Annotated in this window: 18 protein-coding genes and 1 tRNA gene; 10 read left to right on the forward strand and 9 right to left on the reverse strand. The window is 71.5% G+C overall.

All coding sequences use genetic code 11. From position 1 onward, the window contains the following. The first annotated feature begins 94 nt into the window (after positions 1–94). The 6 genes from ACRAKI_RS03500 to ACRAKI_RS03525 all read left to right on the forward strand — a co-directional run bounded on the left by ACRAKI_RS03500 (position 95) and on the right by ACRAKI_RS03525 (position 4,734). Entirely contained in the window at positions 95–589 is a 495-nt protein-coding gene (locus ACRAKI_RS03500) for a hypothetical protein (RefSeq protein ID WP_447005604.1), read from the forward strand. A 170-nt stretch (positions 590–759) separates the two neighbouring features. Next, positions 760–2,085, forward strand: a complete 1,326-nt coding sequence (locus tag ACRAKI_RS03505; RefSeq protein WP_447005605.1) for an NAD(P)/FAD-dependent oxidoreductase — start codon at positions 760–762, stop codon at positions 2,083–2,085. Positions 2,086–2,278: 193 nt separating this feature from the next. Then, positions 2,279–2,401 (forward strand): hypothetical protein, encoded by a 123-nt coding sequence (locus ACRAKI_RS03510; RefSeq protein ID WP_269321641.1) that lies wholly within the window; start codon positions 2,279–2,281, stop codon positions 2,399–2,401. A gap of 3 nt (positions 2,402–2,404) precedes the next feature. Continuing rightward, positions 2,405–3,523, forward strand: coding sequence for an ATP-grasp domain-containing protein (locus tag ACRAKI_RS03515; RefSeq protein ID WP_447005606.1), 1,119 nt, complete (start codon positions 2,405–2,407; stop codon positions 3,521–3,523). Next, a complete protein-coding gene (locus ACRAKI_RS03520; protein ID WP_447005607.1) occupies positions 3,504–4,595 on the forward strand; it encodes a SagB/ThcOx family dehydrogenase in 1,092 nt (363 codons plus the stop codon). The genes ACRAKI_RS03515 and ACRAKI_RS03520 overlap by 20 nt, the downstream gene beginning before the upstream one ends. A 65-nt stretch (positions 4,596–4,660) precedes the next feature. Then, positions 4,661–4,734 (forward strand) — tRNA-Leu (locus ACRAKI_RS03525). A gap of 167 nt (positions 4,735–4,901) precedes the next feature. On the opposite strand, the gene ACRAKI_RS03530 is transcribed toward ACRAKI_RS03525, so the two are convergent. From ACRAKI_RS03530 to ACRAKI_RS03555, 6 genes are all read right to left on the reverse strand, one after another. Next, the gene (locus ACRAKI_RS03530) at positions 4,902–6,536 is read right to left on the reverse strand and encodes a DUF885 domain-containing protein (RefSeq protein WP_447008325.1); all 1,635 of its coding nucleotides are present in this window, start codon (positions 6,534–6,536) and stop codon (positions 4,902–4,904) included. A gap of 54 nt (positions 6,537–6,590) precedes the next feature. Then, positions 6,591–7,238, reverse strand: a complete 648-nt coding sequence (locus ACRAKI_RS03535) for a LuxR C-terminal-related transcriptional regulator (RefSeq protein WP_447005608.1) — start codon at positions 7,236–7,238, stop codon at positions 6,591–6,593. After that, on the reverse strand, positions 7,190–8,470 hold the full coding sequence (locus ACRAKI_RS03540) for a sensor histidine kinase (protein ID WP_447005609.1): 1,281 nt from the start codon (positions 8,468–8,470) through the stop codon (positions 7,190–7,192). Before ACRAKI_RS03540 ends, ACRAKI_RS03535 begins: the two co-directional genes overlap by 49 nt. A 97-nt stretch (positions 8,471–8,567) precedes the next feature. Then, positions 8,568–9,737, reverse strand: coding sequence for a polysaccharide deacetylase (locus tag ACRAKI_RS03545; protein ID WP_447005610.1), 1,170 nt, complete (start codon positions 9,735–9,737; stop codon positions 8,568–8,570). Positions 9,738–9,814: 77 nt separating this feature from the next. After that, positions 9,815–10,525: a class F sortase gene (locus ACRAKI_RS03550; protein WP_447005611.1), complete on the reverse strand. Its 711-nt coding sequence runs from the start codon at positions 10,523–10,525 to the stop codon at positions 9,815–9,817. 10 nt (positions 10,526–10,535) lie between these two features. Further along, positions 10,536–11,954, reverse strand: a complete 1,419-nt coding sequence (locus tag ACRAKI_RS03555; protein WP_447005612.1) for an MSCRAMM family protein — start codon at positions 11,952–11,954, stop codon at positions 10,536–10,538. A 231-nt stretch (positions 11,955–12,185) separates the two neighbouring features. Here ACRAKI_RS03555 and ACRAKI_RS03560 point away from each other — a divergent pair, with 231 nt between their 5' ends. Beyond that, entirely contained in the window at positions 12,186–12,992 is an 807-nt protein-coding gene (locus ACRAKI_RS03560; protein WP_447005613.1) for a Bax inhibitor-1/YccA family protein, read from the forward strand. A 79-nt stretch (positions 12,993–13,071) separates the two neighbouring features. Here the strand turns inward: ACRAKI_RS03560 and ACRAKI_RS03565 are convergent, their stop codons facing one another. The 3 genes from ACRAKI_RS03565 to ACRAKI_RS03575 are packed head-to-tail and all read right to left on the reverse strand — an operon-like array spanning position 13,072 to position 15,395. After that, positions 13,072–13,284: a hypothetical protein gene (locus tag ACRAKI_RS03565; RefSeq protein ID WP_447005614.1), complete on the reverse strand. Its 213-nt coding sequence runs from the start codon at positions 13,282–13,284 to the stop codon at positions 13,072–13,074. A gap of 54 nt (positions 13,285–13,338) precedes the next feature. After that, positions 13,339–14,559, reverse strand: coding sequence for an acetyl-CoA C-acetyltransferase (locus tag ACRAKI_RS03570; RefSeq protein ID WP_447005615.1), 1,221 nt, complete (start codon positions 14,557–14,559; stop codon positions 13,339–13,341). A 56-nt stretch (positions 14,560–14,615) separates the two neighbouring features. Then, on the reverse strand, positions 14,616–15,395 hold the full coding sequence (locus tag ACRAKI_RS03575; RefSeq protein WP_447005616.1) for an SGNH/GDSL hydrolase family protein: 780 nt from the start codon (positions 15,393–15,395) through the stop codon (positions 14,616–14,618). Between the two features lie 97 nt (positions 15,396–15,492). Here ACRAKI_RS03575 and ACRAKI_RS03580 point away from each other — a divergent pair, with 97 nt between their 5' ends. The 3 genes from ACRAKI_RS03580 (at position 15,493) to ACRAKI_RS03590 (ending at position 19,349) form a co-directional block, all read left to right on the forward strand. Further along, positions 15,493–16,863, forward strand: coding sequence for a cystathionine beta-synthase (locus ACRAKI_RS03580; protein ID WP_447005617.1), 1,371 nt, complete (start codon positions 15,493–15,495; stop codon positions 16,861–16,863). 105 nt (positions 16,864–16,968) lie between these two features. Beyond that, positions 16,969–18,093, forward strand: a complete 1,125-nt coding sequence (locus ACRAKI_RS03585; protein ID WP_447005618.1) for an RDD family protein — start codon at positions 16,969–16,971, stop codon at positions 18,091–18,093. A gap of 104 nt (positions 18,094–18,197) precedes the next feature. Beyond that, on the forward strand, positions 18,198–19,349 hold the full coding sequence (locus tag ACRAKI_RS03590) for a cystathionine gamma-synthase (RefSeq protein ID WP_447005619.1): 1,152 nt from the start codon (positions 18,198–18,200) through the stop codon (positions 19,347–19,349). Positions 19,350–19,417: the final 68 nt, after the last annotated feature.

Here is a 19,417-nt window from a genome sequence, read left to right on the forward strand (position 1 = left end):
CCCGGGCACCGCACCGCACACCGCCGTCGACCCGAACGGTGATCTCGGGGTGCCGCACCGGACGACTCGCGGTGCCCGACCGGAGGACTCGCCGGTGAGGGGCGGGATGCCCGGGTGGGTGCTGCGGGCGGCCATGGGAGCCGCCGCCGGCGCGGCGGGCGGGGTGCTGGCGCTGCACGGCGTGGAGTGGCCGGCGCTCGCGCTGTACGGGCTGCTGGTGGCCGCGGCGGTGGTGATCCCGGCGTCCGCCGCCGTCGCGCTGGTCATCGGCTACCCGGCGGCGGCGATGGTGGTCGTGGGCGACGACCGGTCGTGGGCGGGCGTGTTCGCGCTGGTCGTGCTGCTGCACCTGGTGCACGTCCTGGCCGCCTACGCGGCGATCGTCCCGATCGGATCACGCGTGCACCTGGAAGCACTGAAACCACCCGCGAAGAGGTTCGCCGCCGTTCAACTCTCCGTGCTCGTCGGCGCCGCGGTCGTCCTCCTGCTGCCGGGCGGCCGAACGGACGCCGCGGTGGAGGTCGTGGGCCTCGCCTGTGCGGTCGGACTGGTCCTCGGAGTGGTGTTCCTGATGCGTCGCGGAGACTGAGGAACGGCCCGTCCGACCTCAGCCCGAACTGAGCGTCTGGATCGTTCCTCTCAGCACGTTCACCGCGGTCCGCTGGTCAGCGCGGGCGTGTTCGTCATCACCCGGCGACTGTGGTCACAACGGGCCCCGTCGATGCGCCGGAACACCCCATCCGGTGCGACCATATGTGTATGGCTGCTGTGAAGTCGCAACCCACACGCATCGTGATCGTCGGCGGTGGCTACGTCGGCATGTACACCGCGCTGGGATTGCAGAAGAAGCTGCGTTCCGGCGAGGCGTCCGTCACGGTGATCGACCCCCAGCCGCACATGACCTACCAGCCGTTCCTCCCCGAGGCGGCGGCCGGTTCCATCGAGCCCCGCCACGTCGTGGTGCCGCTGCGGAAGGTCCTCAAGCGCTGCCACGTGGTCACCGGCCGCGCCACCCGGATCGAGCACGAGCGCAAGGCCGTCACGGTCGAGCTCGCCGACGGCCACGTCGAGGAGTTCGAGTACGACGTGCTCGTCTCCGCCCTGGGCGCGATCTCGCGCACGCTGCCCATCCCCGGCCTGGCCGAGGTCGGCATCGGCATGAAGACCATCGGTGAGGCCATCTACCTGCGCAACCACGTGCTGTCGCGGCTCGACCAGGCGGCCAGCACGAACGACCCGGAGCTGCGCAAGCGCCTGCTGAGCTTCGTGGTCATCGGCGGCGGCTTCGCGGGCATCGAGACGCTGGCGGAGCTGGAGGACATGGCCCGCTACGCGCTGCGCTACTACGAGGGCCTCAAGCAGGAGGACATGCACTGGGTCCTGGTCGAGGCCACCGGCCGGATCATGCCCGAGGTGAGCGCCCGGCTCGGCGCGTGGACCGTCGAGCAGCTGGAGAAGCGCGGCATCACGTGCTACCTCGACACGCGCGTCAAGAGCATGGAGGGCGGCCACGTCGTCCTGGACGACGGCACCGAGTTCGACTCGGACACCATCATCTGGACCGCGGGCATGAAGGCCAACCCCATGCTCCGCAACACCGACCTGCCGCTGGACGAGCGCGGGCGGGTGCGGTGCACGGCGGCCATGCAGGTGGTCGGGCTGCCGGGCGTGTGGGCGGCGGGCGACTGCTCCGCCGTGCCGGACCTGTCGCAGACCGAGCAGGACCCGACGGCGACGTGCGTGCCCAACGCGCAGCACGCCATCCGCCAGTCGAAGCTGCTGACGAAGAACATCCTCGCCACCCTGCGCGGCAAGCCGACCAAGGACTACTTCCACAAGTACCTCGGCTCGGTCGCGGGCCTCGGCCTCTACAAGGGCGTGGCGGACGTGTTCGGCCTGCGGTTCAAGGGCGTCATCGCCTGGCTGATGCACCGCAGCTACCACGTGATGTTCATGCCCACGTTCAACCGCAAGTTCCGGGTGTTCGTGGACTGGACGCAGGCGCTGTTCTCGGGCCGCGAGGTCGTCGCGCTGGGCCAGATCCACGAGCCGAAGGCCGAGTTCGACCGGGCCACCAAGAGCTGACGCGAACGGCCGCCCACCTGCTGCTCCGTTCGGCGCGGCGGGTGCGGGGCCGTCCGGCGCAGCCATCTCACTTGCGCCCCCGGACGGCCTAGCGACACGCCGGTCACCTTGACATTGCGTAACGTGAACCCGAGAATACAGCTGGTGTATCGCCTGAATGTGTGATGCATCAGTGGGGAGAGAGGTGACCGCGATGTCTCTCGAGGAGCTGGCCGCACAGCTTCGCCGCGGTGAGATCGAGGATCGTACCCTGGCGGAGTACTCCGCGGAGTACGCCACCGCCGAAAAGCGTTTTTGCAGCAAGAAAGACGACTGAGCCATGACCGTCTCCGGGTGGGGGAACGAGCTCGTTCCCCCACCCGAGGCAGCCAGACCCGCGAAACCGACCCCGCTGCTGCTCCAAGGTCAGGACTACCTGTTCCGGTCGCAGCCGAAGTGCCTGGACTTCCAGGAACAGGTGCACCGCCTCGGCATGGTCGACGAGGGCGACGGCAGTCCGGTGCCCTGCGTGCTGGTGCTCGCCCGCGCCGCCGACATGGAGATGAACGAGCTCTCCATCGCGCTCGCCGAACGCGGCATCCGGATGGCGCGCATCGACGCCGACCGCTCCGTCGACCTGCCGCTCACCGTCTACACCGACCAGCCGCTGCTGGAACTCGACCGCTGGCTGCTGCGCCCGCTGCTGGTGTGGCGCAGGCACTTCGAACTCTCCGCGGTACCCCTCGAACCCGGCACGCTGGCCGGCGCCTACGCCGTGGACCAGTGGGGCGCCGTCGCCGACTGGCTGTCCAGCCGGGGCGACTGGGCGCACGTCAACCCGAGCCGCAACACCTCGCACCTCAACCGGCTGACGCAGCTCGCCGACGCGTCCGCGTTCGGCCTGCGCGTGCCGCGCACGACGGTCACCACCCGACCCGGCCGCACCAGGCCGGGCGGCGGGCAGTGCATCGTCAAGACCTCCGGCCGGCACCTGCTGGAACCGCGCCCCGGCATGCAGCACGGCCTGTTCCCGCGTCCGCTGGAGACCAGCCGGTCCGGTGACGTGCCCGAGTCCGCGCCGGTGATCGTGCAGGAGTACGTGCCGTCGGAGACCGAGCTGCGCGTGTTCGTGGTGGGCGAGCGGTGCCTGGCGTTCCAGGTGGACAAGCTGGACCCGGCGCAGCTGTGGGTGGACCCGGAGGCGGTCCGCGTCACGCCGGTCGACGTGCCGTCCGGGCTGACCGACCGGCTGCTCGCGCTGGCCAGGCACTGGCGGCTCCAGGTGGCCGCGTTCGACCTGCTGGTCTCGGGCGGCGACCACGTGTTCCTGGAGGTCAACGTCAACTGCGACTGGCGCTGGTTCGAGCACCGGGCGGGGGACGCGCGGGTGTCGGTGGCCGTGCACGAATGGGTGGCGGCCCGCTTCGAGGAGCTCCTGGGTGCGGGCAAAGGTCGCTGAGCACGCGACGCTGTTCTACCAGGACGGCGCCGTGGTGTGGGACGACTACCTCCACCACCGGCAGTTCGCCATCAGCGAGACCGCGGAACTGCTGTGCCGCAAGTTCACCGAGTTCACCGACGTCGACGCGCTGCTCGCGCCGCTCGGCGAGGAGGACCGCGCCGCGCTGCGCAAGGTGCTGGACGAGCTGGTCGACGCCGGTGTGCTGATCGTCGAGGGCTCGCCCCGGCACGAGGAGGAGCGCCGGCTGCTGGCCGGCTGGCGCGCGTGGGGCGTCTCCGCGCGGCACTTCCACTTCGCCAGCCGCACCCTCGCCGACGCCCCGTACCAGGGTTCCGACGAGCACGACGCGGTGCTGGACGCCAAGCTCGTGACGTCGCCGCCGCCACCGCCGTTCCGCCGCCTCGGTGGCGAGGCCGTGCCGCTGCCGCCGTTGCCGGACGAGCCCGAGTGGGCCGGGTCCGGCCTGTTCGACGTCCTGCTGGAGCGGCGCACGACGCGCGAGTTCGGCACGTCCGGTGTGCCGCTCGCCCGGGTCGGTGAGCTGCTGGCCGTGCTGGCCGGGCCGTCGCCCGCGCGGTCCCGGATCGGGCGGTCCGGCACGGTGTTCAAGACCAGCCCGTCCGGCGGCGGGCGGCACCCGGTGGAGCTGTACGCGCACGTGCGCGACGTGCCGGGGCTGGAGCCGGGCTGGCACCACTACGACGGGCTCGCGCACGCGCTGGAGCCGATAGGGGTGCGCTGGGGGCCGGAGGAGATGGCCGCGGCGGCGGGGGACCAGGACTGGGTCGGGCGGGCCCCGCTGGTCCTCGCGTACACCGGGGTGCTCGAACGGACTCGATGGCGTTACGACACCTCGCGTGCATACCGCGTTGTGCAAATGGACGTAGGACACCTATCCCAAACGGCTTATCTGGTTGCTACGGCAATGGGTTTGGGTATCGGCTTCACCGCAGCATTGCGGGATCAGCTCGTCGAACAAGCACTCGACTGTGATGCATATCACGAGGTTGTACTCGGCTTGAGCGCCTTGGGGCCATTACCGAATGAGCGCAATAGCGGTTCGCATTGAGCCGTGCGGGGGACTTCTTCCGAACCTGCCCCACGAACGCTCGGTAACCGCTTAGGCTCCCCGCTGCCCCCGTAGCCCAACCGGTAGAGGCAGGCTCCTTAAAAGAGTCACAGTACGGGTTCGAATCCCGTCGGGGGCACGTTCGGTGCCGCATTGGCTTCACCCATCTGCGGGGTGAACACGAACGCGCATGCGCGTTCGTCACCCACTCGAGTCACCCGGTCGGACCTGCGAACGGTTCGGTAGCCGTGAACCGGCGTACCCGAACGGACGACTCGCGGTGTCCGACCGGACGACTCGCGCGGATCAGGGGTGGTGCGTGCGCGCCCACTCCGAGACGACCTCGTCCAGCACGGCCAGCGGCAGCGGCCCGCCGCCGAGCACGACGTCGTGGAACGCCCGGATGTCGAAGCGGTCGCCCAGCGCCTCCTCGGCCGCTGCCCGGATCCGCAGGATCTCCAGCCGGCCGACCATGTACGCCAGTGCCTGGCCCGGCGCGGCGATGTACCGGTCCACCTCGTTCTCGATCTCGATCAGCGCCATCGGCGTGTGCTCGCGCAGGTACTCCACGCCCTGTTCCCGGCTCCAGCCGTGCGCGTGCAGGCCGGTGTCCACCACGAGCCGCCCGGCGCGCAGCGAGTCCGTCACGAGCATCCCGAGCCGGGCCACGTCGTCCGAGTACAGGCCCATCTCGTCGGCCAGCCGCTCGGTGTAGAGGCCCCAGCCCTCCAGGTACGCGGTCACGCTCGCGACCCGGCGCAGCATCGGCAGGTCGGTCAGCTGCTGCGCCAGCGTGATCTGGAAGTGGTGCCCCGGCACCGCCTCGTGGAACGCGATCGCCTCGGCCTGGTACCGGAACCGCTCCTGCACCCGGTGGGTGTTCGCGTAGTACGTGCCCGGCCGCAGCCCGTCCGCCGACGGCGGCGCGTAGTACGCGGTCGGTGCGCCCGGCGCGTCGGCCGCGGGCACCGGCTCCACCTGGCAGCGCTGCTCCGGCACCCGGCCGAACCAGCGCGGAGCGGCCTCTTCGGCCCTGGTCACCGCCTCGCGGGCGGCGTTGATCAGCTCTTCCTCGCTGTTCCAGCGCAACGCCGGGTCGGTGCGCATCCGCTCCAGCACCGTCGCCACGTCCGACGTGCCGAACACCCGCTCGCCCAGCTCGGCCAGCTCGCGCGTCAAGCCCGCCATCACGTCGAGGCCGGTCCGGTGCAGCTCCTCGGGCGTGCGGTCGGTCGTCGTCTGGACCCGGGCCAGCGCCGCGTACATCGCCTCACCGCCGGGCAGCCGGTGCAGGCCCACCTCGTCGGTGGGCCGGCCCTCGATCCCCGCGATCGCGTCCCGGTAGGCGGCGAACGCGGGCCGCACCGCGTCGGCCAGCAGCCGTTCCCGTTCGGCGGTGAACACCTCGCCGCCGACCGGGCGGGCCAGGGGGTCCTCATCGGCGGCGAGGTAGCGGTCGACGTGCGCCACGGCGGCGTCGACCAGGTGCTGCACCGGCGTGCGGCCGGCAGCCGCACCCGCGAGCTGCCGGTCGGCCACCCGGCGCAGGAACTCGGGCACGGCGGCGAGCCGGTCCAGGTACGCGGCCTCGGACTCCGGCCCGGACAGGCTCGTCATCGGCATGACCGTCAGCAGCTCGCCCGCCGGCGCGAAGAACGAGTCGGTGATCGTGTACTCCACGCCGCGCGCGTCGACCAGGTCCACCACCGCCCCCGCCTGCTGGACGATCACCGCACGGGTCACCGGGTCGTCGTCGGCGGGCAGCGCGTGCGCCCGTTCCACGATGTCCAGGGCGCGGGCCCGGGTCGACTCGTCGGTCTCGGCCCGGTGGTCGGTCAGCAGGTGGTCGTACCCCGGCACGCCGTAGACCGTGGCGGCCATCGGCGCCTGCGTGAACATCAGGTCGAGCAGTTCGTCGGCCAACTCCGCCGTCGTGCCCATGCGCACCCCCGGATCGTCGTCAAAGGCAAGATGGTACTTAGCCTAAGAAACGATTTACACCCCGTCCAAATAGGCCAGCACCGCGAGCACCCGCCGGTTGTCGTCCCCGGACAACGGGAGGGCCAGCTTGCCGAAGATGTTCGCGATGTGTTTGCCGACCGCTTTCTCGGTGATGAACAGCCGCCCGGCGATCGCGCCGTTGGAACGGCCCTCGGCCATCAGGGACAGCACTTCCCGCTCACGCGGGGTCAACGTGGCCAGCGGCTGGTCGCGCGCGCCGCGGGCGAGCAGTTGGGTGATGACCTCGGGGTCCATCGCGGTGCCGCCCGCGGCGACCCGCCGAATGGCGTCCACGAACTGCCGGACGTCCGACACCCGGTCCTTGAGCAGGTAGCCGACCGCGCCGCCGCGGTCCGACAGCAGTTCCCGCGCGTACAGCTGCTCGACGTACTGGGAGAGGACCAGGACCGGCAGCCCCGGCACCTGCTCGCGGGCCTCGATGGCGGCCCGCAACCCCTCGTCGGTGAACGTCGGCGGCAGCCGCACGTCGACCACCGCCACGTCGGGGCGGTGGTCGACCAGGGCCTTGAGCAGGGCGGGACCGGAGTCGACCGCTTCCACCACGTCGAAGTCGTAGGCCTGGAGGAGCCGGATCAGACCGTCCCGGAGGAGGACGAGGTCTTCACCGAGGACAACGCGCACGGCAGCTCCATGGTCACGATGGTCGGCCCGCCGACCGGGCTCGCGATGCCGAGTGTGCCGTCGAACGCGGTCAGCCGGCGCTCGATCCCGCGCAACCCGCCGTTCTCGGACGCCGCCGCGCCGCCGCGCCCGTCGTCGCCGATCATCAGCGCGAGCCTGCCGTCGTCGTGCCGCACCCGCACCCACGCGCCGGTCGCGCCGCTGTGCTTGGCCACGTTCGTCAGCGTCTCGGCCACCGCGAAGTAGGCGGCCGACTCGACCGGCGCCTCCGGCCGGCCGGTCAGCTCGATGTCGACCTCCACCGGCAGCGGGTGCGCCAGCGCCAACGCGCGCAGCGCGCCGTCCAGCCCGCGGTCCGCCAGCACCGGCGGGTGGATGCCGCGCACCAGGTCCCGCAGCTCCGCCAACGCCTGCGTCGACGACTGGCGTGCCTCGGCCAGCAGCTCCTGCGCCGCCCGCGGGTCGCGCGCCAGCAGTTCCTCCGCCATCCCGAGGTTCAGGCCCAGCGCGACCAGGCGGGCCTGCGCGCCGTCGTGCAGGTCCCGCTCGATCCGGCGCAGCTCGGCGGCCTGCGCGTCCACCGTGTCGGCCCGTGAGTCCGCCAGCACCCGCACCCGGTTGGTCAGCGAGGCCTTGGCGCTCGGCGCGAGCAGCCACTTCACGACCGTGGCGTGCAGCCGCACGATCCGGGGCGTCGCCCACCACGCCGTCACCAGGAAGGCGATGCCGATCATGGGCGCGAGCACGAAGTTCCCCGGGGTGTCCCAGTCGACCCCGAGGTAGTCGACGCTCCGCGCGCCGGACAGCCACAGGAACGGCATCACGAACCCGAGCACGCCGTTGACCCACAGGCCGACCGGCAGCATGCCGCAGAACACCCCGGCGATCGCGTTGACCGGCAGGAACGCCAAGTCGCGCCACGTCGCCGGGTCGGTGGCGACGGTGCGGATGCGGGTCATCGGGCCGCGGTTGGGCGGCAGCCGGTACGGCGCGGGGATCTCCACCTGGAGCTCGCGGGACGCCCACCGGCGGAACAGGCCGGTGTACTGGCGGGCCAGCGCGGTGAACAGCAGCACCATCGGCACGCCGACGGTCACCAGGATCAGCGGGTAGGCGTACAGCTGGAGGGGGACCAACATCAGCCCCACCACGCACAGCGGCGTCCGCGCCACTCCCAGCGCGGTCTGCGTCAACCGAGCACGTGCACCGCGCACCAGGTCGTGATCCGTCATGCCGACGATTCTCCCGACAAGCCGCCCCCGGCGGAGTGGGCTTAACCCCCCAACTCCGCGCCACCGGACTCCGTGCCGTCCGATCTCCCGCCGGCGGTCAGTTGCGGGCGGCGGGCATCCGGCGCAGCTGCTCCAGCACCACCGGGTCCTGGAGCTGCATCCACTGGATCACCTCGGTGTACGTGGCGCACGCCGTCTCCGGCCGCACGCACACCTCGCTCAGGAACTCCTCCACCGCCTTGCTGAACGCGCCGCCCGCCCACTCGTTGAAGTGGTTGCCGATCACCATCGGGGCGCGGTTGCCGTTGAACGCCGCCTGGTACACCGACCGGTACGTGTCCAGCACGATCCGCGTGTAGTCGGCGGCCTTCTCCGGCTCCTCCTTGGCGCCGTTGAGCGCGTACCAGAGGTTGAAGTCCATCATCACGACCTGCTTGCCCAGCGCCGGCACCCGCACCTCCGGCATGGGGAACTCCCACATCCCGTCCCGCACGAACGGCCACACCACGCCGAGGCTCACGTGACTGGTGTCGTAGGCCAGCCCGTGCGCGCGCATCGCCGGGAACGCCTGCCCCCAGTCGCCCTCCAGGCACGGCGTCCGCCCGCCGCGCACGGCCGCCGGGTCCAGCTTGAACCCCTGCTGCCGGGCCTTCTCCACGATCGCGAAGAACTGGTCGATCTCGACGTTCCACTGGTCGGTGGTCCAGGTGCCGACGTTCGGCTCGTCACCGACGCAGAAGTGCCCGTTGTAGTGCGTGCCGATCTCGTGCCCGGCGTCGATGGCCGCGTTCAGGTACCCGATCCGCAGCTCGACGTCCGCGCGGCTGCCGCCGAACCCGATGGACGACCGGCCCCGGCCGTGCCCCGGCCCGGTGTACATCGCGGCGTCGTCGTCGGCCACCAGGTACACGCCCGACAGCAGCCCGGTGACGTGCGCGTTCGCCTGGCGCGCCAACGGCATGATCCGGTCCCAGTGCGGCTTGGACGCCGCGCCGTCGAACGAGAACAGCACGAACTGCGGTGGCTTCTCGCCCGGCAGCATCCGCCGCATCCACGACGGCGGCGACGTGGACGGCGGCACGGTCAGCGGTGCGGCGGCGCCCGCGTCGCCCGCTTCGCCGCTCGTCGTGCGCGGCGCCATCGGCATCGGCGCGGCCAAGTCGCCCACGTCGTGCCCCGGTCTGGGTTCCCGCGCGCCCAGGACGGCCAGCACCACCAGGGTGAGTGCCAGCGCGACGACCGTGCTCAGCCGACCCCATCGCTTCACACCCTCAATGACGACGGGCGGTAGCCGGAGGTTGCCCCTTCGTCACGACCGGCCGACGTCCACCGGCGGACGGGCGGTCAGGGGACGGGGGTGGCGATCACGACCTGGTTCTCCTCGTACCCGGTGTCGCCGCCGACCCACCGGCCGCCGCACGTCACCAGCACCAGCCGGTGCCCGCCGCGCGGCCCGAACAACTCGACCGCCCGCGCCGGCAGCGCGTCCTTGCGCACCGCCTCCACCCGGCTGACCTCGAACCGGAACGACGTGCCCGCCGTGTCGACCACGGTCACGTGCTGCCCGACCGCCGTCCGCCACAGCTCGTCGAACGGCCCGGTCATGCCCTTCCAGTTCACGTGCCCCGCCAGCACCGTCGCGCCCTCGGCCGCGCCGAGGTCCACGCCCCACCACGTCGCCTCGCCGACGCCTTCCGGCACCGGCAGCACGCCGTCCGCGGTGACCTCCTCGCGCACCAGCGTGGCCAGCCCGCCCGCGGGCAGCCGCACGGTCCCCGGCTGCTGCTGCGGCGGCGCGACCGGAGGCGGCGGGGGAGCGGGCGTGGCCGTGGTCGTGGCGGCCGGCGGCGGCGCCGAGGGCGGGTTCGCGCCGACCGGCATCCCGGCCAGGTCCACACCGCGTCCGGAGCGCGCGCTGTCGCCCAACGGGTGCGGCACCACGGCGTCACCGGGCGTCGCGGAGCCCGCCAGCACGACGTCCGGCGACCGCGTCACGACGAGCGCGGCGGAGGCGAGCAGAGCCGCCACCGCCGCGAACGTCACCAGAGCCTTCACCGACGTGCCTTCACCGGCGTGCGGTCGCCCGTCGCCGGACGAGCAGGCCGATCAGGGCCGCGCCGACCAGGGCCATGCCGCCGAACCCGACCAGGGCGCCGGTCGACGCCTCGGTGGTGAACGACGCCTTCGCCACGACCCCGGCGCCTTCCGAGCCCGCCGGGATCGTGATGGGCACGATCGGTTTGTCCGGTTTGTTGGTCAGCGCGAGCGCCAACGTCTGCCCCGGCTCGACGGTCCCGCACACCTTGGGCGGCGCGTTCGGGTCGAAGAACTCCTCGTAGCCCTTGACCGGCGCGACCTCGACCACGCAGATCTCCTGCGGCGTGCGGAGGTCCGGCACGACCGCCGTGCCGTCGGCGGTGGTCTGGAGCACGATCGGCTGACCCTCGGGACCGGTCAGCCCGGTGTCGTCCTGCCGCTTCGCGGGCGACGTGCCGTCGGCCGCCGTGACCCGCAGCGACACGCCCGCGATCGCCTTGCCGGTCTCCTCGTCGGTCTTGGCGACCTTGACCGAGCCGGGCGCCGTCTTCGCCGTCGTCGTCGCGTTCGCGGCCAGCTTCTTCTCGCCGCCCGTGGTGACGATCCGCTGCATCGCCGCGTTGTTCCGCGGCACCTGGACCCTCGGCCGGTCCGCCGGGCTGTCCAGCTTCACCGTGAACGACGGGTTCGGCCCGGTCGGCACCACCTTCACCGCGAGCGCCTTGCCGTCCCCCGGCGTGGTGAGGTCACCGGTCGGCTTGCCGCCCTCCAGCTCCGCGTCGGTCAGCTCCACCGTGACCGGGACGCCGGCGACCTGCGCGCCGTCGGGTTTGGTGATGTCCACCACCCACGTGTCGGGCGTGCCGATGACCTGTTCCTTCGTCGGCGCGCTGACCTTCGCCGCCCACGGCCCGCGGTTGGCCTTGGCGTCGGCGCGCAGCCGGTCGACGGCCTGCTGCGCCTGGCCGAAGGCCGCCAGCTGGTCGTAGTGGAACTTTTCGTCGTACGCGATCTCCTGGAAGCCCTTGGTCGGGTCGAGGTGGACGTGGTTCTCGGGGTCCGGGTAGGCCGTCCACGAGTGCAGCAGGTGCGCGAGCGCGGCGGCCTCGTCCGCGGACTCGGTGCCGGAGTGGCGCAGCAGGAGGTAGGAGATGTTCGCCGCGACCTCGTCGGACAGCGGCACACCGCCCTTGGACAGCAGTTCGTCGCCGTCCTGGTACTCCTGGCCGCTGTCCGGCGCCTTCAGCGAGTACTGCACGCACCACACGCGCTGGCCGCGCCAGACGTACGAGCCGAGCCAGTCACCGCCGGGGGGCTTGTCCTTGTAACCCTGTGCCGGCACCTCGTGCCCGAGGCCTTCCTCGACCTGCGCGCCCGCCGTGACCGGCACCGCCAACAGGGCGACGCCGGCCGCGAGGACCGCGGCTGCGAGTCGCTTCCAACCCATGATCGTCCACTACCCCTCGGCGCGTCTGTGGAGAGCTGCCGCAGTGAGCCTTACGGCTACGGGATCATGCCGACAAGCCGCCAGGGGAGTGGAGTCCGACTACGCTCCGCAGCGCGGGCGGTGGATTCGAGATCGACTGCCCGGGTAAAGTCGCTTTTACCCGACGGGAACCGATCGACTCGTGTGGTCGTTGAACCCCGTGACGGCGTCAGCACGCCACAGGAGGACGAGGTGCGTACCACCAGCAACCCCGCGTTCCGCAACCTGCCGACCAGCGGCGGTAGCGGTAACTACGCAGGCTTCGGCCAGCCCTACGAGACGCAGCAGCACGGCGGCTACCAGGGTGCACCGCCGACCACTGGCGAGCGCCCCATCACGATCGACGACGTGGTCACCAAGACCGCCGCGACGCTCGGTGTGGCACTGCTCACCGGCTTCGTGTCGGCGTGGCTGGTGCTCTCCGGTCAGATCGCGCCGATGGCGCTGATGCTGCCCGGCATGATCATCGGTCTGGTCCTGGCCCTGATCATCATCTTCAAGCGCATGGCGAGCGGCCCGATGGTGCTCGCCTACGCGGCGGCCGAGGGTGTGTTCCTCGGCGCCATCACCGGTGTGTTCGAGGCGATGTTCCCCGGCAGCGGCATCGCCTGGCAGGCGATCCTCGGCACGTTCGGCGTGTTCGGCGCGATGCTCATCGTCTACAAGACGGGTGCGATCCGCGTCACCCCGCGCCTGACCAAGTGGATCATCGGCGCCACCGTCGGCGTGGTCGTGCTCATGCTCGGCAACCTGGTCTTGGGCATGTTCGGCGTGAACATGGGCCTGCGTGACGGCGGCACCCTGGCGATCGTCTTCAGCCTGGTCGTCATCGGCATCGCGGCGTTCAGCTTCCTGCTGGACTTCGAGGCCGCCAACGAGATGATCCGCGGCGCGCTGCCCGCCAAGTACGCCTGGCTGGCCGCGTTCGGCCTGATGGTCACCCTGGTCTGGCTGTACCTGGAGATCCTCCGCCTGCTGTCGTACTTCCAGAACGACTAGCGGCACCCGCCACACCGCGAAGGGCGTCCCGGTCCAACCGGGGCGCCCTTCGCGCGTCAGTCGTGCAGTCGCGAGTGGGTCAGTCGCGCCAGTCGCCGCGGTCCTCCATGGCCGAGCCCACCTCGACCAGGCACGGTACGCACAGCGCGCCACCCTGCGACCGGACCACGAACTCCGGCGGCACCGAGTGGGCGCACGCGGCCTCGAAGTACACCTCCGAAGCCTGTGCCACGGAGAACGCGTGGCACAGCCGGTCGTACCCGCTGTGCCACCACACGTACGGCATCGCCACCCCGACCTCCCTACTTTTACGTAGGACGCGCGGTAACAGTAGCCGTGACGCGACTCAGCTCAGTCGCTCGACCACCATCGCCATGCCCTGGCCCCCGCCGACGCACATCGTCTCCAGCCCGAACTGCTTGTCGTGGAACCGGAGCGAGTTGATCAGCGTCGTGGTGATCCGCGCACCGGTCATCCCGAACGGGTGGCCCACGGCGATCGCGCCGCCGTTGACGTTCAGCCGGTCGAGGTCGATCCCCAGGTCCCGGTAGGACGGGATGACCTGCGCCGCGAACGCCTCGTTGATCTCCACCAGGTCGATGTCCGACACGGACAGCCCGGCCAGCGCCAGTGCCCGCCGCGACGCCTCGACCGGCCCGAGCCCCATGATCTCCGGCGACAGCCCGGACACGCCCGTCGACACGATCCGCGCCAGCGGTGTGATGCCCAGCTCCCGGGCCTTCACGTCGCTCATGATCACCAACGCCGCCGCGCCGTCGTTCAGCGGGCAGCAGTTCCCCGCGGTCACCCGCCCGTCCGGCCGGAACACCGGCTTGAGCCCCGACACGCCCTCGATCGTCACGCCGGGCCGCGGACCGTCGTCGGCCGACACGACCGTGCCGTCCGGCAGCGTGACGGGCGTGATCTCGCGCGCCCAGAACCCGTTGGCGATGGCCTTCTCGGCCAGGTTCTGCGACCGCACGCCGAACTGGTCCATCTCCTCGCGCGACACGCCCTTCAGCAGCGCCAGGTTCTCGGCCGTCTGCCCCATGGAGATGTAGATGTCGGGCAGCTGCCCGTCCTCCCGGGGGTCCACCCACTCGGACGCGCCCGACTGGCCCACCGCGGCCGTCCGCGCCTCGGCGTCGGCGAACAGCGGGTTGTGCGTGTCCGGCCACGAGTCGGACGACCCGCGCGCGAACCTCGACACGGTCTCCACGCCGGCGCTGATGAACACGTCACCCTCGCCCGCCTTGATCGCGTGCAGCGCCATGCGGGTCGTCTGCACGCTGGACGCGCAGTAGCGCGTGACCGTCGTCGCCGGCAGTTGGTCGAAGCCGGCCAGCACGGACACCACGCGTCCCAGGTTGAAGCCCTGCTCGCCGCCGGGCAGGCCGCAGCCGAGCATGAGGTCGTCGATGTCGCCCGGGTCGAGCTGCGGCACCTTCGCCAGTGCCGCGCGGAGGACCTGGACGGTCAGGTCGTCGGCGCGCATGTCCTTCAGGGAACCCTTGCCCGCGCGCCCGATGGGCGACCTGGCGGTGGAGACGATCACGGCCTCAGGCATTACGGAACTCCTTCGTTTTGCCGCAATGGGTGTCGTGCAGCCTAGTTAACGCCCGTTCAGCGCGGCCACCACTCGTGACGAACGACGCCGCACAGCGGAGCGAGCAGGACCGACGTCGTCGCCTCGTAGCCGGCCGCGCTCGGGTGGAACTGGTCCTGGCTGAAGTAGTCCACCCGCCGCGCGTGGAACTCCGCCGCCAGCAGGTCGCCCATCGGCACCGCCACCCCGCCGGCCCGCTCCACCTCGACCCGCTGAGCCCGCGCCAACCCGCGTGACCACGTCCGCGCCACCGACCGCAGCGGCTCGGCGATCGGCCGCACCGTGCCCAGGTCCGGGCACGTCCCGACGACCACCCCCACCCCCGCCGCGCGCAGCCGCCGCACCTGCGCGCCCAGCAACGCCGCCGACGCCGGCACCGGCAGCCGCGTGGTGACGTCGTTCGCGCCGATGATCACCAGCGCCACGTCCGGCGGGTCCGCCACCACCCGGTCCACCTGCGCCGACAAGTCGCGCGTCGTGGAACCCGAGAGGGCGAACGTCTCCAGCCGGACCGGCGCGCCGACCTCCTCGGCCAGCCCGGTCGCCAGCACCACACCCGGCAACTCGGCCGCGTCGTCCACCCCGAGACCCGCCGCCATCGAGTCGCCGAGCACGGCGAACCGCACCGGCGTCCCGCCACCCGCCCCGTACACCCCGTCCGCGCGCGGCGGCGGCGCGTCCAGCACCCCGATCACCACCCGCGCCCGCCGGGACTGCTCGGTGAACAGCCCGTACGCCACGCCGGTCAACCCGCCCAGCACTCCCGCCACCACCGCCAGAACCCGGAACCCCCGCATCGAGACCCCTTCCCCGAAGTCCCCATCGTCCACCGGGCCGCGCACCGCGCCACCCATATACGCTCATCGAGTCATCTCAAGAAGTGGAAGGTCCGTCGTGGAGTACGTCGAGAGCGTCGTAGACCTGGTCGGTAACACGCCGCTGGTGAAGCTGAACGCGGTGGCCGAAGGGCTCCAGCCGCTCATCCTGGCCAAGGTCGAGTACCTCAACCCCGGTGGCAGCGTGAAGGACCGGATCGCGCTGCGCATGGTGGAGGCGGCCGAGCGCAGCGGCGAGCTCAAGCCCGGCGGCACGATCGTCGAACCCACGTCCGGCAACACCGGCGTCGGCTTGGCGCTCGTGGCCCAGCGCAAGGGCTACAAGTGCGTCTTCGTCTGCCCCGACAAGGTCAGCGTGGACAAGCGCAACGTGCTCAAGGCGTACGGCGCCGAGGTCGTGGTGTGCCCGACCGCGGTAGCGCCGGAGCACCCCGACTCCTACTACAACGTCTCCGACCGCCTGGTCGCCGAGATCCCCGGCGCGTGGAAGCCCAACCAGTACGCCAACCCGGAGAACCCGGCCAGCCACTACCACGGCACCGGACCCGAGGTGTGGCGGCAGACCGCGGGCCGGATCACGCACTTCGTCGCGGGCGTCGGCACCGGCGGCACCATCTCCGGCACCGGCAAGTACCTCAAGGAGGTCTCCGAGGGCCGGGTGAAGGTCATCGGCGCGGACCCGGAGGGCTCCGTCTACTCCGGCGGCAGCGGCCGGCCGTACCTGGTGGAGGGCGTCGGCGAGGACTTCTGGCCGGACGCCTACGACCGCACGGTGTGCGACGAGATCGTGGCCGTGTCCGACGGCGACTCGTTCGAGATCACCCGGCGGCTGGCCCGCGAGGAAGGCCTCCTCGTCGGCGGCTCGTGCGGCATGGCCGTCGCGGCGGCGCTGCGGGTGGCCGAGAAGGCGGGCCCGGACGACGTGATCGTGGTGCTGCTGCCCGACGGCGGGCGCGGCTACCTGTCCAGCGTGTTCAACGACAAGTGGATGGCGCAGTACGGCTTCCTGTCTCCCGACACGTCCGGCGCCACGGTCGGCGACGTGTTGCGGCGCAAGGACGGCACCATGCCGGACCTCGTGCACGGCCATCCCAACGAGACGGTCGCCGAGGCGGTCGCGATCATGCGCGAGTACGGCGTGTCGCAGATGCCCGTCGTCAACGCCGAGCCGCCCGTGATGGCCGCCGAGGTCGCCGGCGCGGTCAACGAGCGGGACCTCCTCGACGCGCTGTTCACCGGCAAGGCGCAGCTGACCGACCGGCTCGAGCGGCACATGTCGCTGAAGCTGCCGACGATCGGCGCGGGCGAGTCGATCACCTCCGCGATGCAGGCACTGTCCTCAGCGGACGGTGCTCTGGTGCTGGAGGACGGGAAGCCCGCGGGCGTCGTCACCCGGCAGGACATCCTGGGTTTCCTCGCAGGTCGCTGAACGGGACGGGTTGCCCGGTTGCCGGTCGACAGGCCCACGCCATCCGCTAGCGTGGGCCACCGACTCATACGCCTACGGCCCGTGCCAAGGGGGTTGGAAACTCCGATGAACGCTCCGCAGCCGCCAGAGAACCAGCAGCTCGGCGGTCAACACCAGCAGGAGCAGGGGCAGGGTGCCCAGCCCTCGAATGCCGACGCGACCCAGGTCGTGCCGACCGGCGGTCAGCCCCCTGCTTTCCCGCCGCAGGAGACGACCCAGGTCGTGACCTCCGGCCAGCAGCCCGCGTCGAACCCGGACGCCACGCAGGTCGTGTCGCCGGGCGCGACCCAGCAGCCGCAGTCCAACCCCTACGGCCAGCCCCAGCAGCAGCCGGGCTCGGGCGCGTTCCCGGCGCAGCAGCCGCCGCCCGGCTACGGCCAGCAGCCGCCCGCGCAGTACGGGCAGCAACAGCAGTACGGCCAGCAGCCCTACGGCCAGCAGCCGCAGCAGCAGCCCTACGGCCAGCAGCCACCGTCCAGCCCGTACGGTCAGCCGCAGGCGAACCCGTACGCGCAGCAGCCGCCGGCGAACCCGTACGGCCAGCAGGCTCCGTCCAACCCGTACGGTCAGCCGGTCCAGCAGCAGGCGTGGGGCGCCCAGCCCGGCTACGGCCAGCCGGCCTTCCCGCCGCCGGCCGGTGGGTACGCGGAGTGGGGCAGCCGCGCGGTGGGCGCGTTGATCGACTACGGCGCGCCGGGCCTCCTGGTCATCCTCATGGTCGTCATCGGCACGGTGGCCGGCGACCCGACGGTCGCGATCATCCTCGCCGTCGTCGCCTGGGTGGGCAGCCTCGGCTTCATGATCTACAACTCCTGGTACCTGGCGGGCACCACCGGCCAGTCGATGGGGAAGAAGGTCGCGAAGGTCAAGCTGATCAACGAGGCGACCGGGCAGCCGGTCGGCTTCGGCAACGCCTTCGTCCGCTACCTGTGCCACTTCGTCGACTCGATCGCCTGCTACGCGGGCTGGTTCGCGCCGCTGTGGGAGCCCAAGAAGCAGACGTGGGCCGACAAGATCATGGGCACCGTCGTGGTGAACGCCCCGGAGGCCGCGGCCCCCGGCGGCTACCCCGGCGGTGGCGGGTACGGCCAGCAGCAGCCGAACCCGTACGGCCAGCAGCCCGCGTCCAACCCGTACGGACAGCCGCAGCAGCAGAACCCGTACGGCCAGCAGCCGCCCCAGCAGTGGTGACCTGCTGACGGTATCGATTCACCTGTTCGACCCGTCTCCCGCGAACGCCCGTCGGCCCTCCAGCCGGCGGGCGTTCGCCGTTCCGGCCGCCGTACCCTGGGCACATGACGGACACCGGCCACTACGGTTTCGCGACCAGGGCTATCCACGCCGGGCAGGACCCCGACCCGACCACGGGCTCGGTCATCGTGCCGATCCACGCCACGTCCACCTACGCCCAGGACGGCGTCGGCGGACTGCGCGGCGGCTTCGAGTACTCCCGCACCGGCAACCCCACGAGGGCTGCGCTGGAGGAGTGCCTGGCAGCGCTCGAAGGCGGCCGACACGGCCGCGCGTTCGCCTCCGGCATGGGCGCGACGGACACCGCGCTGCGGGCGATGTGCCGCCCCGGCGACCACGTCATCATCCCGAACGACGCCTACGGCGGCACGTTCCGGCTGATCGACAAGGTGTTCTCGCAGTGGGGCGTCGAGCACACGCCGGTGGCGCTGTCCGACGTGGACGCGGTGCGCGCGGCCGTGCGGCCGAACACCAAGGTCGTCTGGATCGAGACGCCGACCAACCCGCTGCTCAACATCGCCGACATCGCCCTGCTGGCGCAGGTCGCGCACTCGGCCGGGGCGCGGCTCGTGGTCGACAACACGTTCGCCTCGCCGTACCTGCAGAGCCCGCTGGAGCTGGGTGCGGACGTGGTGCTGCACTCGACCACCAAGTACGTCGGCGGGCACTCGGACGTCATCGGCGGTGCGCTGATCACGTCGGACGACGACCTCGACGCCCAGTTCGGCTTCCTGCAGAACGGCGCGGGCGCGGTGCCGGGGCCCTTCGACGCGTGGCTGACGCTGCGTGGCATCAAGACGCTCGAAGTGCGCATGGAGAAGCACTCGGACAACGCCGAGAAGGTCACCGAGGCACTGCTGCGGCACCCCAACGTGACCCACGTGTACTACCCGGGCCTGCCGGAGCACCCCGGTCACGAGGTCGCGGCGAAGCAGATGCGCCGGTTCGGCGGCATGGTGTCGTTCCTGGTCAAGGGCGGTGAGGAGGAGGCGCTGCGGGTCTGCTCCCGCACCAAGCTGTTCACCCTGGCCGAGTCGCTCGGCGGCGTCGAGTCGCTGATCGAGCACCCGGGCCGGATGACCCACGCCAGCACCGCCGGCTCACTCCTCCAGGTCCCCGCCGACCTGGTCCGCATCTCGGTGGGCATCGAATCCGCCGACGACCTGGTCGCCGACCTCACCGCCGCCCTCGACTAACCGCGAGTCCTCCACTCGGACACCGCGAGTCCTCCGGTCGATACACGCGAACCCCGCGCCCAGCCAGC

The organism is Saccharothrix isguenensis, from assembly GCF_052936305.1.